The sequence below is a fragment of the Allobosea sp. NPDC055353 genome (genome assembly GCF_053644975.1).
In genome coordinates, this window is the sequence record NZ_JBSHMC010000002.1 from 432,928 (window position 1) to 451,124 (window position 18,197).

General features: G+C 67.0%; 20 protein-coding genes. 10 read left to right on the forward strand and 10 right to left on the reverse strand.

Annotation, left to right across the window (positions count from 1 at the left end):
* The first annotated feature begins 160 nt into the window (after positions 1-160).
* A complete protein-coding gene (locus tag ACWIEX_RS15375; protein WP_454033891.1) occupies positions 161-1,330 on the forward strand; it encodes an alpha-hydroxy acid oxidase in 1,170 nt (389 codons plus the stop codon).
* Positions 1,331-1,448: 118 nt separating this feature from the next.
* On the opposite strand, the gene ACWIEX_RS15380 is transcribed toward ACWIEX_RS15375, so the two are convergent.
* On the reverse strand, positions 1,449-3,236 hold the full coding sequence (locus ACWIEX_RS15380) for a peptide ABC transporter substrate-binding protein (protein ID WP_454033892.1): 1,788 nt from the start codon (positions 3,234-3,236) through the stop codon (positions 1,449-1,451).
* A gap of 317 nt (positions 3,237-3,553) precedes the next feature.
* Here ACWIEX_RS15380 and ACWIEX_RS15385 point away from each other — a divergent pair, with 317 nt between their 5' ends.
* Positions 3,554-4,006 carry a DUF1801 domain-containing protein gene (locus tag ACWIEX_RS15385; RefSeq protein ID WP_454033893.1) on the forward strand — a complete coding sequence of 151 codons (453 nt, stop codon included), beginning with the start codon at positions 3,554-3,556 and terminating at the stop codon, positions 4,004-4,006.
* Between the two features lie 24 nt (positions 4,007-4,030).
* Here ACWIEX_RS15385 and ACWIEX_RS15390 read toward each other — a convergent pair whose 3' ends face one another.
* A complete protein-coding gene (locus ACWIEX_RS15390) occupies positions 4,031-4,669 on the reverse strand; it encodes a VOC family protein (RefSeq protein WP_454033894.1) in 639 nt (212 codons plus the stop codon).
* A gap of 147 nt (positions 4,670-4,816) precedes the next feature.
* Positions 4,817-6,469: an energy-dependent translational throttle protein EttA gene (ettA, locus tag ACWIEX_RS15395; RefSeq protein WP_454033895.1), complete on the reverse strand. Its 1,653-nt coding sequence runs from the start codon at positions 6,467-6,469 to the stop codon at positions 4,817-4,819.
* Between the two features lie 207 nt (positions 6,470-6,676).
* On the opposite strand from ettA, the gene ACWIEX_RS15400 reads away from it, so the two are divergent.
* Positions 6,677-7,483 (forward strand): MBL fold metallo-hydrolase, encoded by an 807-nt coding sequence (locus ACWIEX_RS15400; RefSeq protein WP_454033896.1) that lies wholly within the window; start codon positions 6,677-6,679, stop codon positions 7,481-7,483.
* Between the two features lie 138 nt (positions 7,484-7,621).
* Here the strand turns inward: ACWIEX_RS15400 and ACWIEX_RS15405 are convergent, their stop codons facing one another.
* Entirely contained in the window at positions 7,622-8,362 is a 741-nt protein-coding gene (locus ACWIEX_RS15405) for an SDR family NAD(P)-dependent oxidoreductase (RefSeq protein WP_454033897.1), read from the reverse strand.
* Between the two features lie 110 nt (positions 8,363-8,472).
* Between ACWIEX_RS15405 and ACWIEX_RS15410 the strand changes: the two genes are divergently transcribed.
* A complete protein-coding gene (locus tag ACWIEX_RS15410) occupies positions 8,473-9,090 on the forward strand; it encodes a TetR/AcrR family transcriptional regulator (RefSeq protein ID WP_454033898.1) in 618 nt (205 codons plus the stop codon).
* A gap of 95 nt (positions 9,091-9,185) precedes the next feature.
* A complete protein-coding gene (locus ACWIEX_RS15415) occupies positions 9,186-9,509 on the forward strand; it encodes a hypothetical protein (protein ID WP_454033899.1) in 324 nt (107 codons plus the stop codon).
* Positions 9,510-9,522: 13 nt separating this feature from the next.
* Here the strand turns inward: ACWIEX_RS15415 and ACWIEX_RS15420 are convergent, their stop codons facing one another.
* A complete protein-coding gene (locus ACWIEX_RS15420; RefSeq protein WP_454033900.1) occupies positions 9,523-10,530 on the reverse strand; it encodes an aldo/keto reductase in 1,008 nt (335 codons plus the stop codon).
* Here ACWIEX_RS15420 and ACWIEX_RS15425 point away from each other — a divergent pair.
* The 5 genes from ACWIEX_RS15425 to mog all read left to right on the forward strand — a co-directional run bounded on the left by ACWIEX_RS15425 (position 10,529) and on the right by mog (position 14,483).
* Entirely contained in the window at positions 10,529-10,654 is a 126-nt protein-coding gene (locus ACWIEX_RS15425) for a hypothetical protein (RefSeq protein WP_454033901.1), read from the forward strand. The two genes, ACWIEX_RS15420 and ACWIEX_RS15425, sit on opposite strands and share 2 nt — an antisense overlap.
* Before the next feature lie 30 nt (positions 10,655-10,684).
* Positions 10,685-12,358 (forward strand): flagellar hook-length control protein FliK, encoded by a 1,674-nt coding sequence (gene fliK, locus ACWIEX_RS15430; protein WP_454033902.1) that lies wholly within the window; start codon positions 10,685-10,687, stop codon positions 12,356-12,358.
* Positions 12,355-12,648, forward strand: a complete 294-nt coding sequence (locus ACWIEX_RS15435; RefSeq protein ID WP_454033903.1) for an EscU/YscU/HrcU family type III secretion system export apparatus switch protein — start codon at positions 12,355-12,357, stop codon at positions 12,646-12,648. Before fliK ends, ACWIEX_RS15435 begins: the two co-directional genes overlap by 4 nt.
* Positions 12,645-13,811, forward strand: a complete 1,167-nt coding sequence (locus ACWIEX_RS15440) for a GNAT family N-acetyltransferase (RefSeq protein WP_454033904.1) — start codon at positions 12,645-12,647, stop codon at positions 13,809-13,811. The genes ACWIEX_RS15435 and ACWIEX_RS15440 overlap by 4 nt, the downstream gene beginning before the upstream one ends.
* A gap of 138 nt (positions 13,812-13,949) precedes the next feature.
* A complete protein-coding gene (mog, locus tag ACWIEX_RS15445) occupies positions 13,950-14,483 on the forward strand; it encodes a molybdopterin adenylyltransferase (protein WP_454033905.1) in 534 nt (177 codons plus the stop codon).
* 46 nt (positions 14,484-14,529) lie between these two features.
* Here the strand turns inward: mog and ACWIEX_RS15450 are convergent, their stop codons facing one another.
* The 5 genes from ACWIEX_RS15450 to ACWIEX_RS15470 form a co-directional block, all read right to left on the reverse strand.
* Complete coding sequence (locus tag ACWIEX_RS15450) at positions 14,530-15,099, reverse strand: glutathione peroxidase (RefSeq protein ID WP_454033906.1); 570 nt, start codon at positions 15,097-15,099, stop codon at positions 14,530-14,532.
* 123 nt (positions 15,100-15,222) lie between these two features.
* On the reverse strand, positions 15,223-15,609 hold the full coding sequence (locus ACWIEX_RS15455) for a response regulator (protein ID WP_047578914.1): 387 nt from the start codon (positions 15,607-15,609) through the stop codon (positions 15,223-15,225).
* A 10-nt stretch (positions 15,610-15,619) separates the two neighbouring features.
* The gene (gene cheB / locus ACWIEX_RS15460; RefSeq protein WP_454033907.1) at positions 15,620-16,726 is read right to left on the reverse strand and encodes a chemotaxis-specific protein-glutamate methyltransferase CheB; all 1,107 of its coding nucleotides are present in this window, start codon (positions 16,724-16,726) and stop codon (positions 15,620-15,622) included.
* The gene (locus tag ACWIEX_RS15465; protein WP_091856409.1) at positions 16,726-17,319 is read right to left on the reverse strand and encodes a hypothetical protein; all 594 of its coding nucleotides are present in this window, start codon (positions 17,317-17,319) and stop codon (positions 16,726-16,728) included. Before ACWIEX_RS15465 ends, cheB begins: the two co-directional genes overlap by 1 nt.
* Positions 17,316-18,194 carry a CheR family methyltransferase gene (locus ACWIEX_RS15470; RefSeq protein ID WP_454033908.1) on the reverse strand — a complete coding sequence of 293 codons (879 nt, stop codon included), beginning with the start codon at positions 18,192-18,194 and terminating at the stop codon, positions 17,316-17,318. The genes ACWIEX_RS15465 and ACWIEX_RS15470 overlap by 4 nt, the downstream gene beginning before the upstream one ends.
* Between the last annotated feature and the right edge of the window lie 3 nt (positions 18,195-18,197).

Sequence of the window (18,197 nt, forward strand, 5' to 3'; positions counted from 1 at the left end):
CCCTGCCGCCCTTCGTCAAGGTTTCGTCAGCATGCTCCGTGTCTTGGCACAGGGCGATCTCCTGACGCAGGCCCGTTTGCGCGGCGAACGGTTGCGCCCCGTCCGCCAGCATGCGAGCAAGCCGGAAGGACAAGACGGGACGCCAACGGCGAGACGAGACATGGCCCAGCCCCTGACCATCGAAGACTTGCGCCTTCTGGCCAAGCGCCGCGTGCCGCGCATGTTCTACGACTACGCCGATTCCGGCGCCTGGACCGAGGGTACCTATCGCGCCAACGAGACCGATTTCGCCAAGGTGAAGCTGCGCCAGCGCGTCGCAGTCGACATGACCAACCGCTCGCTCGCCTCGGAGATCATCGGCCAGCCGGTCACGATGCCGGTCGCGCTCGCCCCCACCGGCCTCACCGGCATGCAGCACGCCGATGGCGAGATCCTCGCCGCCAAGGCCGCCGCCAAGGCTGGCGTGCCCTTCACGCTCTCGACCATGAGCATCTGCTCGATCGAGGATGTCGCGAACCACACCAGCGCGCCGTTCTGGTTCCAGCTCTATGTGATGAAGGACCGCGACTTCATCTCCCGCCTGATCCAGCGTGCCAAGGCGGCCGGCTGCTCGGCGCTGGTGCTGACGCTCGACCTGCAGATCCTCGGCCAGCGTCACAAGGATATCCGCAACGGCCTCTCCGCTCCGCCGAAGCCCACCATCGCCAACCTGATCAACCTCGCCTTCAAGCCGCGCTGGTGCCTGAAGATGCTGGACACGCCGCGCCGGCAGTTCGGCAACATCGTCGGCCATGTCACCGGCGTCGCCGACATGTCCTCGCTCTCCTCCTGGACCGCCAGCCAGTTCGACCCGCAGCTGAACTGGGACGACGTCCAGTGGATCAAGGAGCAATGGGGCGGCAAGCTGATCCTCAAGGGCATCCTCGATCCGGAAGACGCCGAGATGGCGGCCAAGAGCGGTGCCGACGCGCTGATCGTCTCGAACCATGGCGGCCGCCAGCTCGATGGCGCGCTCTCCTCGATCGAGGCCCTGCCTGGCATCGTCGAACAGGTTGGCAACCGCATCGAGGTGCTGTTCGACGGCGGCATCCGCTCGGGCCAGGACGTGCTGAAGGCGGTCGCGCTCGGCGCCCACGGCACCTTCATCGGCCGCGCCTTCCTCTACGGGCTCGGCGCCATGGGCGAGCCGGGTGTCACCGCCGCGCTCGACATCATCCGCAAGGAGCTCGACACAACCATGGCGCTCTGCGGCCTGCGCGACATCAAGGACGTGGACGAGCGCATCCTCGTCGGCGGCCGCGCCGGGGCGATCAAGCGGCTGGCGAGCTGACGCGGCTCCCCAGCCACGCAACGAACGACCATAGAAAAGGCCCGGCGGATACCTCCGCCGGGCCTTCTTCATTGCGCATCCCTTGCGGAGATCACTCTCCACAAGGGCGATTTTTGCCTCAGGCGCGATACCAGGACGCGAGGTTCCAGGTGTCGACATCCCAGCCCGAATGATCATGCGAGAGGGTGTTCGACGCAGCGACAACCTTCTTGCGCGACAGGATCGGCAGGATGACGTTGGCCTCGCAGAAGATCTCGTTGACCTTGATCAGGTAGGCGGCCCGCTTGGCCGGGTCGAGCTCCTTCTGCGCGGCCTTGTAGGCTTCGTCGGCAGCCGGATCCGTGTAGCGCGAGACGTTGCGGCCCAGCCACTTGTTCTCCTTGCTGGCGACTTCCCAGGAGGTGAACTGGTTGAGGAAACGCTCCGGATCGGGCTGCGGCTGCGTGGTCGTGTACATCTCGATGTCGGTATAGAGCTTGGTATAGGTGTCGGGATTGGCGACGTCCGACGAGAAGAACACCGAGGCCGTCACCGACTTCAGCTCGATATCGATGCCGGCGCGCTGGCAGGCCTGCTTGATGATGGCCTGCACCTTCTGGCGCGGAGCGTTGATCGAGGTCTGGAAGACGTATTTGAGCTTCTTGCCATCCTTCTCGCGGATGCCGTCCGAGCCCTTCTTCCAGCCGGCCTCGTCGAGGATCTTGTTGGCCTTCTCGATGCTGAACTCGTACTTGAGCTTCTCCGACTTGAACTGCTTGGGCTCGTTCACGAAGCTCGCCGTGGCAGCGCCGGCGCGGCCATAGATGAACTTCTGGATCGAGTCGCGGTCGATCAGCAGGTTGATCGCCTGGCGCACGGCCGGGTCCGACAGGGTCGGGTGCTTGGTCTTGGCGCTGGAACGCTCGCCATCGACCTCGGTCCACGGATCGGTCGTGTTCAGCGTGATGAACTCGATGTCACCGGCCGGCGCAGCGCTGATCTTGCCGCGACCGCCCATCTCCATGCGCTTGAGGACCTCGTCCTCGACCAGCGTATCCCAGGCGTAGTCGTATTCGCCGGTCTGCAGGACGGCGCGCGCCGCCGAGACCGCATCACCGCCGCCCTTGATCTCGAACGTGTCGAAATGCGGACGATTGGCGACGTGGTAGCTCTCGTTGCGGGTACCGCTGAGGATGTCGCCCGGCTTGAAATCGGCGAACTTGTAGGGGCCGGTGCCGACGGGCTTGAGGTTGGCCGGAGCCTCGCGCGACTTGGCGCCCTTGTACTCGCCGAAATGATGCTTCGGGATGATCATGCCGGCGACGCCAACGAAGGGATCGGCCCAGAACGGCGTCGGCTTGGCGAAGATCACCTTGACGGTGAGATCGTCGACCTTCTCGACCTTGATGTCCTTGTAGGCGCCGGTGGTGTAGGCGGCGGTCGCCGGGTCGGCGGCATATTCCCAGGTGAAGACGACGTCGTCGGCCGTGAACGGCTTGCCGTCATGCCACTTCACGTCCTTCTTCAGCTTCCAGGTCACGGTCGTGCCGTCCTCGGACAGGCCGCCATTGGCCTTGCTGGGAACCTCGGCCGCGAGCTGCGGGATCAGGTTGCCTTCCTTGTCCCAGCCGGCGAGCGGCTCGTAGAACACGCGCGACGCGATCTGGTCCTTGGTGCCCGAGGCGAAATGCGGGTTGAGCAGGGTCGGGGCCTGCCAGAGCAGCATCTTCAGCGGTCCGCCGCCGCCGGCCTTGGTCGGCTTGTATTCGAGCGTGGCATTGGCCATCGCAACATCGTTCCAGGAGAGGATCTGGGTCGCGATCGGCGCGGTGATACCGAGCGCCGCCATCTTCTGGATGAAGGAGCGCCGCGACAGGCCGCCTTCCTTCACATCCTGCACCATACCCTGGATATACTGGCTAGTCATAATCAACCTTCACGTCATGGCAGCAAGAACACGATCAATAACTTGACCAGTCCCGGATCGGATTTATCAGTTCCAAGGCGTAGAATTGCTTTGGACGCGACTCTGCTCCTAGGAGCCGCTGCCTTAATCATAACTTAAGTCGTCAGACGAGAACTGCATGGCGGGTCTGCCTGCCACTCGTAGCCCCGGCTAAATTACATTGATTCCCAAAGGAAAAACGCTGCAAGCCCGGCTGGCGGGGGTCATGACATAGCGTCGCAGCGGGGTACTCCGGCGACGAACACTGCGGTTGCCAGCAGCCGATCGGCTTCCATAACATGCCGCACCGGGACTTACCCGGCAGGAGCGACCGCATGAGTTCAGACGCCCCGCCACGCCTTCTATCCGGCGGCAACCCGCAGATTCCGAAGGGCGACGGTGACGCGCCGGTGCAGGCCTATATCGCCGCCATGCCCGGCTGGAAGAGCGCGCTCGGCCGGCGCATCGACGACCTGATCGTCAAGGCCTTCCCCGATGTCACGAAGGCCGTGAAGTGGAACTCGCCGCTCTACGGCACCGGCAACCAGACCTGGTTCCTCGGCATCCATTGCTTCACCCGCTATGTGAAGGTCTCCTTCTTCAAGGGCGCGGCGCTGAACCCCGTGCCGCCCGGCCCTTCGAAGCAGAAGGAGGTGCGCTATCTCGACATCCATGAGAACGACGCCTTCGACGAAGCCCAGTTCTCGGACTGGGTCAGGCAGGCGAGCCGGATCCCCGGCGAGCGGATGTAGAGCCATACTGGTCAGGCGCTGCGATCAGGACAATTCCCTGGGCCCGGCGGGCGTTTCGATCTGTGCCCGATAACGCAGCTCCGGCCCGTGACTGACGACAGGCCCCCGCTCCGTCCGCAGTTCCTGCAACAGCGCTGCGATGGCCTCGGCCTCCGGATGCTCCAGCGAGAACCCGCGCAATCGGGCGCCCAGATCGGCGATCGTCGCCATCGAGCGCGGCTTGCCGCGCCGATCGATGATCGAGGGAGCCGCCCCGCCCCAGGGCAGCGAGCCATCATCGGGAATGGCGAAATCGAAGGCCGAAGCGTCCGTCGGCAGCCCGATCTTACGGCCGAAGATCGCTTCCCTGCCCTTCAGGACATCGTCGATCCCATCGGTGCGGGCGACCCAGCCGCGCAAGCGACGGCCGGCATCCCAATCCCGCCTGACCTGCTTCTGGTCATCGAGCCCGAACCAGCGGGCGCGCCCGGGTTTCACCCCGTCGGGATCGAGCGAGACGATCTCCAGATAGGCCATGTCGCCGAGCTGAAGCAGGTGATTATGGGTAACCATATAGCCGTGCCGCTGGCCGAAAGGCACATCGAGGTCGAGGCAGTCACGAACATGCGCGACGCCCTCTGCGAGCGTCGGAGCGATCACCGTGAGATGGTCGAGAGTGAGCATGCCGTCAGTTGAGGCCGCGGCGCGACTGTAGTCCAGCGCCTGCGGTGCCCAGCCGCTTCGCCGTGCCGAACCGTCTTAAAGCAACACATGAAAAAGCCCCGCGGACCTTGCGGCGCCGCGAGGCTTTTTAAATCAGATATCAGGCGCTCAGCGCGAGAACTTCTTGTACTGAATCCGCTTCGGAATGGTCGAGTCGATGCCGAGGCGGCGCTTCTTGTCTTCCTCGTAATCGGCGAAATTGCCCTCGAACCACTCGACATGGCTGTCGCCTTCGAAGGCGAGGATATGGGTCGCGATGCGGTCGAGGAACCAGCGATCGTGGCTGATGATCACGGCGCAACCGGCATAGTCCTCCAGCGCCTCTTCGAGCGCGCGCAGCGTGTCGACGTCGAGATCGTTGGTCGGCTCGTCGAGCAGCAGCAGGTTGGCGCCGGACTTCAGCATCTTGGCGAGGTGGACGCGGTTGCGCTCACCGCCCGAGAGCGAGCCGACCTTCTTCTGCTGGTCGCCGCCCTTGAAGTTGAAGGCCGAGCAATAGGCCCGCGAATTGATCTCTTTCTTGCCGAGATAGATGATGTCGTTGCCGCCGGAGATCTCCTCCCAGACGTTCTTCTTGTCGTCGAGCGAGTCGCGGCTCTGGTCGACATAGCCGAGCTGGACACTCTCGCCGACCTTGATCGTGCCGGCATCCGGCTTCTCGACCCCGGTGATCATCTTGAACAGCGTCGTCTTGCCGGCGCCGTTGGGGCCGATCACGCCGACGATGCCGCCCGGCGGCAGCTTGAACGAGAGATCGTCGATCAGGAGCTTGTCCTGGAAGCCCTTCGAGAGACCTTCGAAATCGACGACATTGTTGCCCAGCCGCTCGGCGATCGGGATGATGATCTGCGCGGTGTCCGGCCCCTTGTTGTTGGCCTTCTGGACGAGCTCGTCATAGCGCTGGATGCGGGCCTTGCTCTTGGCCTGGCGGGCCTTGGGCGAAGCGGCCATCCATTCGGCTTCGCGCTCCAGTGTCTTCTGGCGCGAGACGTCCTCGCGGCCTTCCTGGGCGAGGCGTTTCTGCTTCTGCACCGACCAGGCGGAGTAGTTGCCCTCGTAAGGGATGCCCTGGCCGCGATCGAGCTCGAGGATCCAGCTCGTGACGTTGTCGAGGAAGTAGCGATCGTGGGTGACGATCAGGATCGCGCCCGGATAGGTCCGCAGATGGCCTTCGAGCCAGGCGGTGGTCTCGGCGTCCAAATGGTTGGTCGGCTCGTCGAGCAGCAGCAGTTCCGGCTGCTCCAGCAGCAGCTTGCACATGGCGACGCGGCGGCGCTCGCCGCCCGAGAGCTTGTCGACGGCCCAGTCGTCAGGCGGGCAACGCAGCGCGTCCATCGCCTGGTCGACCTTGGAATCGAGATCCCACAGGCCCTTGGCCTCGATCTCGTCCTGGAGATTGGTCATCTCGTCGGCGGTCTCGTCCGAGTAGTTCATGGCGAGCTCGTTGTAGCGGTCGAGGATCGCCTTCTGCGGGGCGACGCCCAGCATCACGTTCTCGCGGACGGTCAGCGTCTCCTCAAGCTTCGGCTCCTGCGGCAGGTAGCCGACGCGCGCGCCTTCCGCGACCCAGGCCTCGCCGGTCCACTCCTTGTCGAAGCCAGCCATGATCTTGAGCAGGGTCGACTTACCGGCGCCGTTGACGCCGAGCACGCCGATCTTGGCATCCGGATAGAAGGACAGATGGATGTCCTTCAGCACCTGCTTGCCGCCCGGATAGGTCTTGGACAGGCCGCGCATATGGTAGATGAACTGGCGGGACATGAGGCGAGCGGACTCCGCTTTCGGGGGGCTGCGACACGGGGATGTCGGGAAATCTGGCCGCTATGTAGCGACCGGGCGCGCCGCCCGCAACCGCCTGCCGGTGGAGCAGGTGCCTTTCACAAAACCGGTAGAGCGATCCAGGCGCCCTTCCCCCGGCCCGGATTTTGCCGGAAGCTCCCATGGCCTGAGTGATGCCGGAGCCCGCCGATGAGCCTGCCCGCCGTCCTGTTGCGTGTCCTTGCGAGCTTCGCGCTCGCTCTGCTTGCCATTGCTCCCGCCCGTGCCCAGTCGAACGAGCCCGGCTGCCGGCCGGAAATGGCGAGCCTGCGTCTGCCGATCCAGCGGGTGCAACTGGCGAAGGACGAAGCCAGGCTGACCTTCGTCGGCCACGCCACCTTCCTGATTGAGACGCCGGGCGGCGTGAAGATCGCGACCGACTACAACGACTATGTCCGCCCGCCGGTGACGCCCGACATCGCCACGATGAACAAGGCGCACTCGACCCATAACTCGCGCAATCCCGACCCGGCGATCAAGCATGTCCTGCCCGGCTGGGACCTGTCCGGCCGGGGCGCGGCGCAGCACGACCTCACCTTCGGCGATGTCCGCGTCCGCAACGTGCCGACGAACATCCGCACCTACGAGGGCGGCACGGATTATGACGGCAATTCGATCTTCATCTTCGAGATCGGCGAGCTCTGCATCGCCCATCTCGGCCATCTGCATCATCCGCTGGAGCCCGGCCATCTGCAGGCGCTCGGCCGGGTCGACATCGTGCTCTTCCCGGTCGACGGCAGCTATACGCTCGACCAGTCCGGCATGCTGGATGTCCTGAAATCGATCCAGGCGCGGGTGATGATCCCCATGCATTTCTTCGGCGGCGGCACGCTGAACCGCTTCCTTGCCCGCACGCAGGACCTCTGGCCGGTGGAGCGCCGCGACCATGCGACGATCACGCTGGGCAAGGCGACATTGCCGGCCAAGCCCACCATGATCGTACTGCCCGGGCACTAGGGCCAGACACGAAGCCGCCCCCGTCATGCTCGCCCTTGTGGCGAGCATCCACGTCTTGAGCACCGCGCAACGCGAAGGGAGACGTGGATGGTCGGGACAAGCCCGACCATGACGGGCTTCCTTCGAACCGGCTCGGCGTCAGGTGTTCACGCCGCCATCGATGGCGAAACCGGCGCCGGTGATGAAGCGCGCCTCCTCGCTGGCGAGATAGGCCACGAGCCCGGCGATGTCCTCCGGCTGGCCATAGCGCGGGATCGCCATGCGCGCGCGCTGGGCATCGGCGCCCGGGCCGCCGGCAGGGTTCATGTCGGTATCGGTCGAGCCGGGGTGGACGATGTTGACGGTGATGCCGCGTGGCCCGAGATCGCGCGCCAGCCCCTTGGTGAAGCCGATCAGCGCCGCCTTGCTCATCGCGTAGAGCGTGATATCGGGCTCAACCACCCGGTCGGCGAGGCAGGAGCCGGTCGAGATGATCCGCCCGCCCTCGCCCAGATGCGCCGCCGCAGCCTGCGAGGCCAGCACCACCGCGCGGACATTGACGGCGAGCGTCGCGTCGATATCGGCGAGGCTCCAGTCGGCGACCGGGCCGCCGCGATAGATCCCGGCATTGTTGACGAGGATATCGAGCCCGCCGAGCGCTTTCACAGCCTCATCGACTGCGCGTTTTACGGCGTCCGGATCGGCACTGTCGGCAGCGATGGCAAAGCCCTTGCGGCCGAGGGCCTCGATCTCCTTCACGACCGCAGCCGCCTTGTCGGCAGAGCGTTCATAGGTCAGCGCGACATCGGCGCCCTCAGTGGCGAGCCTGCGGGCAATGGCGGCGCCGATTCCGCGGCTGCCGCCGGTGACGAGAGCGCGCTTTCCGGCAAGGCGTAACATGGCAAACTCCATTTCTATAATGATCGATACATAATAACTGGCGCGCTTGCCAGCCGTCGTCAAGTAAAATATATAACGAACGATACAGAATAATTTCGAGGAGGCGACGCATGGCCGAACGGGGCCGTCCACGCAGTTTCGACCGGCTGGCAGCGCTGGAGCGCGCCATGGAGGTGTTCTGGGAGCGCGGCTACCAGGCCGCCGCGATGAGCGACCTCACCGAGGCGATGGGCATCAATTCGCCGAGCCTCTACGCCGCCTTCGGCAGCAAGGAAGAGCTCTATCGCGAGGCCATCCATCACTTCGCTGCGACCGAGAGCGACGACATCCTCTCGCCCCTGCTGAACGCTCCGACGGCCCGCGCGGCTCTGGAAGGCTATCTGATGGCAAGCGCCCGGATCTTCACCCGGCCCGGCCGCCCGCCCGGCTGCATGGTCGTTCTATCGGCGGTCAACGCCATCGGCGTCGGCGACGAGACCAGCCGCATCCTGCGAGAGATGCGGGCCGGCAGCGTGACCATGATCGAGGAGCGACTGCGGCGCGCCGTCACCGAGGGCGAATTGCCGGCCGCGTTCGATCCGCATCCGGTCGCGAGCTACTACGTCACCGTCCAGCAGGGCATGTCGATCCAGGCGCGCGACGGCGCTTCGCGGCCCATGCTGGAGATGATCGCCCAGGGCGCTATGGCGGCCTGGGACAGCTTCACCCGGGCGCGCGCAGCCGCCTGAGAACCGGCGTTAACGCCTCGCTGAGACTGATTCCAGGCTTTCCTTGCCGTTGCGGCAGATCGCGGCATCCTGTCGATAACCGGGAGACCGTTCTCATGCGCCGCATCGCCACCCTCGCCTGCCTGCTCGCGACCGCCACCTTGCTGCCCGTTCAGGCCGAGGCCGCCAAGTTCCGCGCTGGCGGGCGCAGCTCGGCCGCGCCAGCCAAGACCAGTCGCAGCGTCGTCGTCGTGCCCGGCATCGCCGCCGGCGCGAACCGCTCACAGGCCGCGACTGGCCAGCCCCAGCGCGTCCCTTTCCCGCCGGCGACTGCCCAGCGCGAGGAATCCGTGCCGCTGCGCCTCTCCGCGAACAGCGAAGTCAAGAAGCCGTGGTGCCAGACGGATGTCGTGGTCAACGGCTTCTGCATGATGAACTGAGGGCAGTCGCCCCTCAGGCGCGGCTGACGCGCCCCTCGAGCGGATAGGCCGGGTCGCTGTAGCCCGGCGTCGAGGGATGGCCGGCCGGCACCAGCCGGTCGACCAGCGCCTCGTCCTCCGCGTCGAAGCCGGCATCGAGCGCGGCAAGGTAGGCTTCCCACTGCTCGAAAGTCCGCGGGCCGGCGATCGCCGCCGTGACGAAGGCGTTGTTCAGCACCCAGCGCACCGCGAACTGGATCGGCGTCAGCCCTTTCCGCGCCGCATGGTCCTTGATCGTCTGGGCGATGACCAGGCTCTCCTCGCGCCACTCCGCCTGCATCATCCGCCGGTCGCCGCGCCCGGCGCGCGTGCCCTCCGCCGGCGCCTGCCCCGGCGCATATTTCGCGGTCAGAACGCCGCGAGCCAGCGGCGAGTAGGAGGCGACGCCCAGCCCGAAATAGCCGCAGGCCGGCAGATGCTCGACCTCCGGCATGCGGTTCATCGCGTTGTAATAGGGCTGGCTCACCACAGGGCGGTCGATGCCGAGCTCGTCGCAGAGCCGGCAGATCTCGGCCAATCGCCAGGCGCGATAGTTCGAGACGCCGAAATGCCGGATCTTCCCCTGCCGGACGAGATCGGCGATCGCATGCACCGTCTCTTCCAGCGGCGTCGTGTGATCCTCCTTGTGGAGGTAGTAGATGTCGATGGTCTCGCTGCCGAGCCGGCGCAGGCTGTCCTCGCAGGCGCGCAGGACCCAGCGCCGCGACAGCCCGCCATGCATCGGCCCCTTGCCCATGGGATTGGCGACCTTCGTCGCCAGCACCCAGTCATAGCGATGGGCGGCGATGGCGCGGCCGGTCACTTCCTCGGACTGGCCCTCGTTATAGGCATCGGCCGTATCGATGAAATTGATCCCGACGTCGTGCGCGCTGTCGATGATCCGGCGCGAGGTCGCCTCGTCGGCCGGCCCGCCGAACATCATCGTGCCCAGGCAGAGCGGCGAAACCTTGAGGCCGGAACGGCCGAGACGGCGGTAATCCATGGCTGAAATCCTCGAACGCGATGGCCAACCCTGCCGCAGCGGCGCGTCCGAGGCCAGCGCCCGGCGCGCAGGCACGCCCTGCACGACGCGGCCGGTCGGCAAGGAAATGCTTAATCTTTCGTGACAGGGTACTGCGTCCTCACGTGGTCACCCGATGAATCTCGCCCAGCTCGTCAAGAGCCAGACCCTCGCCACCCTGCTGCAGGCGCTCGACGCAGGCGGAGAGCTGGCGGCTGGCCGGACGGTGCAGGCCAGGCTCGCCTCGCTGGAACCGGACGGCACCGCGACCGCCATGATCGGCGAGACCAGGGTCGCGCTGGTCCTGGCCGGTCCGCAGGCGAGGCAGGCGGCCCTGCAGCCGGGCGCCACCCTGCTGCTGCGCCTCGATCCACCCGAACAGCAAGGCGGCGATCTCCGCGCTACCTTGGTCGAAATACGCCCGCCCAATACGCCAGCGCCCGGGCAAGCCCCGCCGCAACCAGTCCCTGCGCCCACGCCTGCGCAACCGGATGCAGCCCCCACATCACCGGTTTCGGTCCGCCCGCCGATAGCGCCGGCACCCTCGCCTGCTCCACAGACTGCTACGCCGGCCGCGCCGGCTGTCGCACAGGCCGCGCACCCGCCCTCCCCGGTGGCGATGCAGCAGGCCTTCTTGCAGCAAGCCCTGCAAACGCTCGGCCCTGCTGCGGCTCAAGCCTCTGTTCCAGCACCGGCCACTGCGGCGCCCGCTTCCCCAGCGCTCGCCGGTCAAGCTCCGGCCAGCACGCCCCCGGCAACCTCGACAGCGACCGCAGCCGTCCCGCCAGCCGCTTTCCCCGCCATCCCGTCAGCCGCGATCGCCCGCGCGATCGCCGGACCGCTGCTCGGTCCCGTCCTGCAGCGGCAGGCGGGGCTTGCCCCGCTCTTCGCCAACCTGCGCGCACTGGCGCAGGGAACGATTTCGCTGGCCCTGCCGAAAACGCTGCCGCCCACGATCCAGCAGGTGCTCGCCCAGGCCGTTCCGGCCGAGCGGCAGGCGCCGACGGCGGCAGGGCTTAAGCAGGCCTTCCAGGCCTCCGGGCTCTTCCTCGACACGCGGCAGGCCGCGGGCCTGCCGCAACCCCGGCAGGGTGACCTCAAGGCCGGGCTGCAGGCGCTGCGCGAGACCTTGCTGCCGATCATCGACGCCCTGTCGCCGGACCCGAAGGCGGGTCGACAGGAGCAGGGCAACGGCCAGGCGGTGGATCGACAGGCAGACCTCGCTTCCACCGACCAGCCCGCCCGCCTCGCCCCGCCGCGCCGGGACGGCCCGCTCGCGCCGCAACCCGCCGTCGAGCCGACGCTTCACCCGGCCGAGAAGCCGCTCGCCATCGCCGAGACGCTGCTCGACCAGACCGAAGCCGCGCTCGACCGGATCAAGCTCGCGCAATACGCCTCGCTGCCGCTCGAGCCCACCCGGCAGGACGGCACGCAAGCACCGCAGCGCTGGCTCGCCGAAATCCCGATAGCCTTCCATCAGGGCACAGCGATCCTGCCGCTCCAGGTCGAGCGGGACACCCCGCGCCGCAACGCGCAAGGGGCGAGCCTGCCGCTCTGGCGCATCCGCTTCGCGCTCGATGTCGAGCCGATGGGGCCGCTGCAAGGCGTCGTCACCTTGCAGGGCCGCGATGTCGGCGTTTCGATCTGGGCCGAGCGCGAGGAGACCAGCCAGTTGCTGCGCGGCGCCGCGCCCGGCCTCGAAGGCGCGCTGCTCGATGCCGATTTCGCCAGCGGCGTCATCGACATCCATACCGGCCAGCCCCACGTGATGCAGCCGACCGCCGGCCAGTTCCTGGACCGCCTGTCATGAGCACGCCACGGCCGCCCCGCATCGCCGTCGCGCTGGAATATGACGGGCATGGCGCGCCGCGCGTCACCGCCAAGGGCCGTGGCGAACTGGCCGAGCGCATCGTCGAGACAGCCAGGGAGCATGATGTCGAGGTCGAGCGGAACGCGATCCTCGCGCAGGCGCTCTCGGCGGTCGAGCTCGACGACCAGATCCCCGAGGAGCTCTACCGCGCCACGGCGCAGGTGATCGCCTTCGTGCTCGCCCTGCGCGGCGAATGGCGTCTGCCGAACCGGGACGGCCATCGGTCTTGAGCACGGGAATCGTCGTCAGGCGCCTCGGCCCCGCCGCTTACGCGGAGCTGGGGCCGGTTTTCGCGGAGCTCGCGCGCCATGCGCTCGAGCCCAATCCGCATATGGCACCGGCTGCCATCTCGGCCGCGACCCTGCTCATCCCCGAGGACGAGATCGTCGTGCTCTGCGCCTGGCTCAGCGAAGCGCTCGACTTCGAACAGCTCGTCGGAATCTGGGCCTTCCGGCGCGTGAAGGGCTGGCGCAGCGGCTTCACCCCCGCTCTCGCTTCACCGCTCGTGCCGCTCTACGAAGTCTCTTCGCTGCCGGTGCTCGATCGCGACCATGCATCGGAAGCGGCCCGCGCCCTGATGCGCTATCTGCTCGCCTCACGCGACCTGCCCCACCGTTTGCTGCTTCCGCTGCTGCCGCTCGACGGCCCCTGTTATGCCGCCCTCTCCGAAGCCTGCCGCCAGACCGGCAGCGCGATCTCGACCTATGAGCGCTGGGTTCGGCCGGTGATGACCCCGCGCCCGGAGGACAGCTTCGAGAGCTATCTGCGCCGCGCGCTCGGCTCCGCCTACAAGAAGCGGATGCAGCAGTTCCGGGCCGTGGCGAAGCAGGGCGCCCTCACCTTCCGGCGTAACCGGGGCCGCGGCGCGCTGGAGGCGCTCGACGCCTTCCTGACGCTCGAAGCTTCCGGCTGGAAGGGTGAAGCCGGCACGGCCATCGCCTGCCTGCCGGCGGACGCCGCCTATATCCGCCGCCTGGCCGAGCTTTGCGCCAACGACGACACGCTGCTGATCGACACCCTGCTGCATGACGGCCGCGCCATCGCCATGGGCCTGCTCGTCGAGAGCGGCAACCGCCGGCATTTTCTCAAGATCGCCTATGACGAGACGCAAGGCCGCCATTCGCCGGGCCGGACCCTGACGATCGCCATGCTGCAGGCCGATTTCAACGGGACGCCGCCGGCCTTCTTCGACAGCGGCGCCGGCGAAGGGGTCGATGCCGGCACCTATGTCTGGGGCGAGCGTCGCGAGATGGCCAATGCCATCATCCGCGTCGGCCCCGGCCGCCCCGGCGCAGCGCAGGTTGCGGCCCTCAGCCGGATGTGGCTGCGGCGCCTGCGGGAGGCCGCCCGAGCCCGATCCGCCCGAGCAGCCAGCGGCCGACCTCCGGGTTGAAATGCAGGGTGTCGATCCAGTAGCGCGACGACGCCTTGGCGGGATCGACATGAGCGAGGCCCTTCCTGACATGGGGGAGCCGACTTGACCATTCATCCACGCCACCGATAGAGCAGGCCCGCCCGCAGGAGAGAGCCGATGACCGCGACAGCCCGGATTGGAATCGTCACGGTCTCCGACCGCGCCTCGGCCGGCATCTACGCCGATGAGGGCGGGCCGGCGATCCAGGCCTATTTCGCGAAGGTCCTGACCTCGCCCTGGGAAGCGGTGGCACGCGTCATCCCCGACGACCGCGCAGCGATCGCCGAAACGCTGCGCGATCTCGCCGACCGCGAAGGCTGCTGCCTGATCGTCACCACCGGCGGCACCGGCCCCGCCCCGCGCGACGTCACGCCGGAGGCGACCGAGGATGTCGTCGAGAAGCCGATGCCGGGCTTCGGCGAACTGATGCGCCAGGTCAGCCTCGCCAAGGTTCCGACCGCGATCCTCTCGCGCCAGACCGCGGGCATCCGGGGCAGATCCCTGATCGTCAACCTGCCCGGCCGCCCCCGCGCCATCGCCGAGTGCCTCGACGCGGTGATGCCGGCGATCCCCTATTGCATCGACCTGATCGAAGGGCCGTGGCTGGAGACCGATCCGGCAGTGATCGCGGCGTTCCGGCCGAAGAAGTAAGTCGGCTACCGCCCAGCCGCGCTTTTTATGGCGCGGATGAGGAAGCTTACCCCGCCGCCAACTCCCGCCCGATCGCCTGCACGAGCTGCGGCGAGAGCGGATCGGTCGCGGCCGGAAAGCCGCCGAGCAGTGTGCCGTCGCGGCCGACCAGGTATTTGTGGAAGTTCCAGCGCGGCGTGTCCGCCGGCTTCTCCGAGGCGGCCCAGCGATAGAACGGATGCGCCTCCGGCCCGCGCACCACGCTCTTCTCGACGAAGGTGTAGGTCGCGCCGTGGCTCTGCCGGGCGGCCTCGGCGATGGCGGCGCCGTCGAGCGGTTCCTGCCCGCCGAAATCATTGCTCGGCACCGCGACGAGCATCAGGCCGCGCATCTGGTAGCGCTGCCAGAGCTGCTCCAGCGTCGCCATCTGCCCGGCATAGCCGCAGCGCGTCGCGGTGTTGACGACGAGGATCGGCCGGCCGCGATAATCGGCCAGCGGCAGGCGCCCGCCCCCCGGTTTGTCGAAGCCGAAAGCATGGGCGCCGGTGAGAGCCTGCGCCGCAGCCTCGCGAGAGATGAGACTAGCAGAAGCCGCTCCGGCGATCCCGGCGACGATCTGGCGGCGCGACGGCAGCATGGCTTCTCTCCGATCCGACAACCGAACGGGCGGCATCATGCCCCAAAGCAGAAAGCCCCGCAGCCGGCCGGCGCGGGGCTCCGCTTCACGATGGCGAGACCGGCAGGCCCCGGCAGGCAATCCTCAGCAGGCGAGGACCTTCTTCACCCGCACTTCGAGATCGCGCAATTCATAGGGCTTCACGACGTAGTGGTCGGCGCCGTTGCTGGTCGCCTCGTCCATCTTGTCGACCGAACGCTCCGAGGTCGCCATGATGATCTTGATCTGGTTCAGTTCCGGCACCGAGCGGATCGCGCGCAGGAGGTCGATGCCGCTCATGCCGTCCATGTTCCAGTCGAGCAGCAGCAGGTCGTAGCGCTTGGTCTGCATCTTCATCAGCGCTTCGCGGGCGTTCTCCGCCTCGTCGATGTCCTGGAACTCGATCTGCTTGAGGAAATAGGTCGCCAGGCCGCGCATGCTTTTCTGGTCGTCGACCACCAGGATGCGGTATTCGCTTCTGGCCTTTGACATCACAATCTCCTTACGCGGTGCGCAGGTTCGGCCTCTCGCCGATCAACTGGCTGACCGCGGTACCAATCTGGGTAAGCGGAACGACCCGCTCGGTCGCTCCCAATTCATAGGCCGCTTTCGGCATCCCGTTTACCACGCAGGTCTCACCGCTTTGGATTAACGTCTCGGCCCCGGCTTTGCGCATGGCTAACAAACCGTCAGCGCCGTCGCGCCCCATGCCGGTGAGCAGGATGCCGACCGCATGGCTGCCGGCGCTGCGTGCCACGGAATGGAACATCACGTCGACGGAAGGCGAATGACCGCTGACCAGCGGCCCCTCGCGCAGCGCGCAGACGAACTCGCCGCGCCGCTCCTCGATCTCGAGATGGCGCGAGCCACCGGGCGCCACCACGGCCATCCCTGGCTTCAGCCTGTCGCCGTCGACGGCCTCATGGACATCGAGACCGGTCGCGGTCGCGAGCCGGGCCGCGAATTTTGCCGTATAGCCCGACGGCATATGCTGCACCACGACGATCGGCAGCCTGAGATGAGCGAGATCCCGCATCACCGTCTGAACGGCCGGGACGCCGCCGGTCGAGGCGCCGATCGCGATCAGCGAGGTCTTGCCGCTGCGCGCCGTCTCTCGCGGCGGAGCCGCCGCCGGACGAGCGGGCACGGCCCCGGCCAGCGCCACTTGCCGCGCGGCGGCGAGCATCTTGCGGCTGGCCGCCGCGCGCTGCAGCGCTGCGACGAGATGCTTCATGAAGCCGTCGAGCGTATGGGTCGTGCCATCGGGCTTCTCGATGAAGTCGATGGCGCCGAGCTCCAGCGCCTGGATGGTGTTGTCGGCGCCCGGCCCGCCGAAGGCCGAGACGATCAGCACCGGCAGCGGATCCTGCTTGAGCACGCGCGCCAGGAGCTTGAGGCCGTGTCGGCCCGGCAGTTCGAGATCGAGCGTCAGGACATCGGGCCGGAGTTCCTGGATCGCGTCCCAGCCCTCTTCGGCGCTGCCGGCGACGCCGATCACCTTGAAGCCCGGCGCAGAGTCGATGATCTGCGTCATCAGCTTCTGCATCAGGATGGAATCGTCGACCACGAGGACCTTGACCGGGCCTGCGGAGGATAGCGGCATATTCATCACCAGACCTCCACTTCACCGGCCACCGGCTGCGTCTTGAGCCGGTTGAGATAAGCGATTTCCTGCTCGTGGCCGCTGTCGCGCGCCGTCGGCTGGACGTGCTGCACCCAGGCCCGGCCCGTGGAGGGCTGGTAATGGATGCGCCGCGACCGCGTGCCGCCGACATCGCGCGAGACCACGGGAATGCCTTCGACCTTCAGGAACTCGTTGACGAAGGCGATGTTGCCGTCGCCGATGGCGAGCATCGTCGCGCCCGAGAGCACGCGCGCACCGCCGAAGACCTTCGCCTCGAAATTGTTGCGCTTGGCGCCGCGCTTGAGCAGGTCGTTGATCAGCACTTCCATGGCCGTGTCGCCATAGCGCTCGCCGGCGCTGGGATCGGCGTTGCCGTTGTTCTTCGGCAGCAGGAAATGGTTGAGGCCGCCGACGCCGGCGATGGGATCGCGCATGCAGACGGAGACGCAGGAGCCGAGCACCGTCGCGACGATCTCGTCCTTGGCGGAGGTGATCTCGTGCTCGCCCGGCGCGACCGTGATGATCGTCGCCTGGAAACGCGGATCGAAATAACGGCGGGAGGACCGTGAAACGCTCATGCGGTTCTCTCGTAGATGGTCCGGCCGATCAGGCGCAGCTTCGGATGCGGTTGCGGCAGCGATTCCGAATGCCCGAGATAGAGGAAGCCGCCGGGCGCCAGCAGCGCCACGAAACGGTCGAGGATCGAGGCCTTGGTCTGCGTATCGAAATAGATGAAGACGTTGCGGCAGAAGATCACGTCGAACGGGCCGCTCATCGGCCATTTCTCGATCAGGTTCAGGCGTTTGAAGGCGATCATCCGGCGCAGGTCCTCGACGATGCGGGCGTCGCCCCGCCCGGCCCCGCCTTCGAGCTTGAGCAAGGGCTTCACATCGGCCGGCAGGCGCTCGAACAGCTCCGCCGGATAGATGCCGGCCTCGGCCCGCACCAGGATATCGGTATCGATATCGGTCGCCAGGATCCTGAAATCGACATCGCTGCGCGGACCCATCACGTCGCGGCAGGAGGCAGCGATCGAATAGGGTTCCTCGCCGGACGAGCAGGCGGCCGACCAGATGCGTATTCGGCCGCGCCGCCCACCTCGCTCCTGCAGGAGCCGTGGCATCACGTCCTTGCGCAGATGGTCGAAATGGTGGCGCTCTCGGAAGAAGGCGGTGTGGTTGGTCGTCACCGCATTGATCAGCTCCGGCAGCTCGCCCGCCGCCTGCGGCGTCTTGAGGAAGGCGCAGTATTCCGCGACCGAGCCCATGCCGAGCGCCTTGACGCGCCGCGCCAGCCGCCCGCGCGTCATCGCCTCCTTGTGCTCGCGGATGACGATGCCGGCCTGCTCATAGACCAGCGTCGCGATGAACTTCATGTCGTCGCGCGTCAGCGTGACGTCGGCCATGGCAGGCTGGGCGAGCGCGAAGGGATTGGACGGAGCGGATCTGTTCATCTC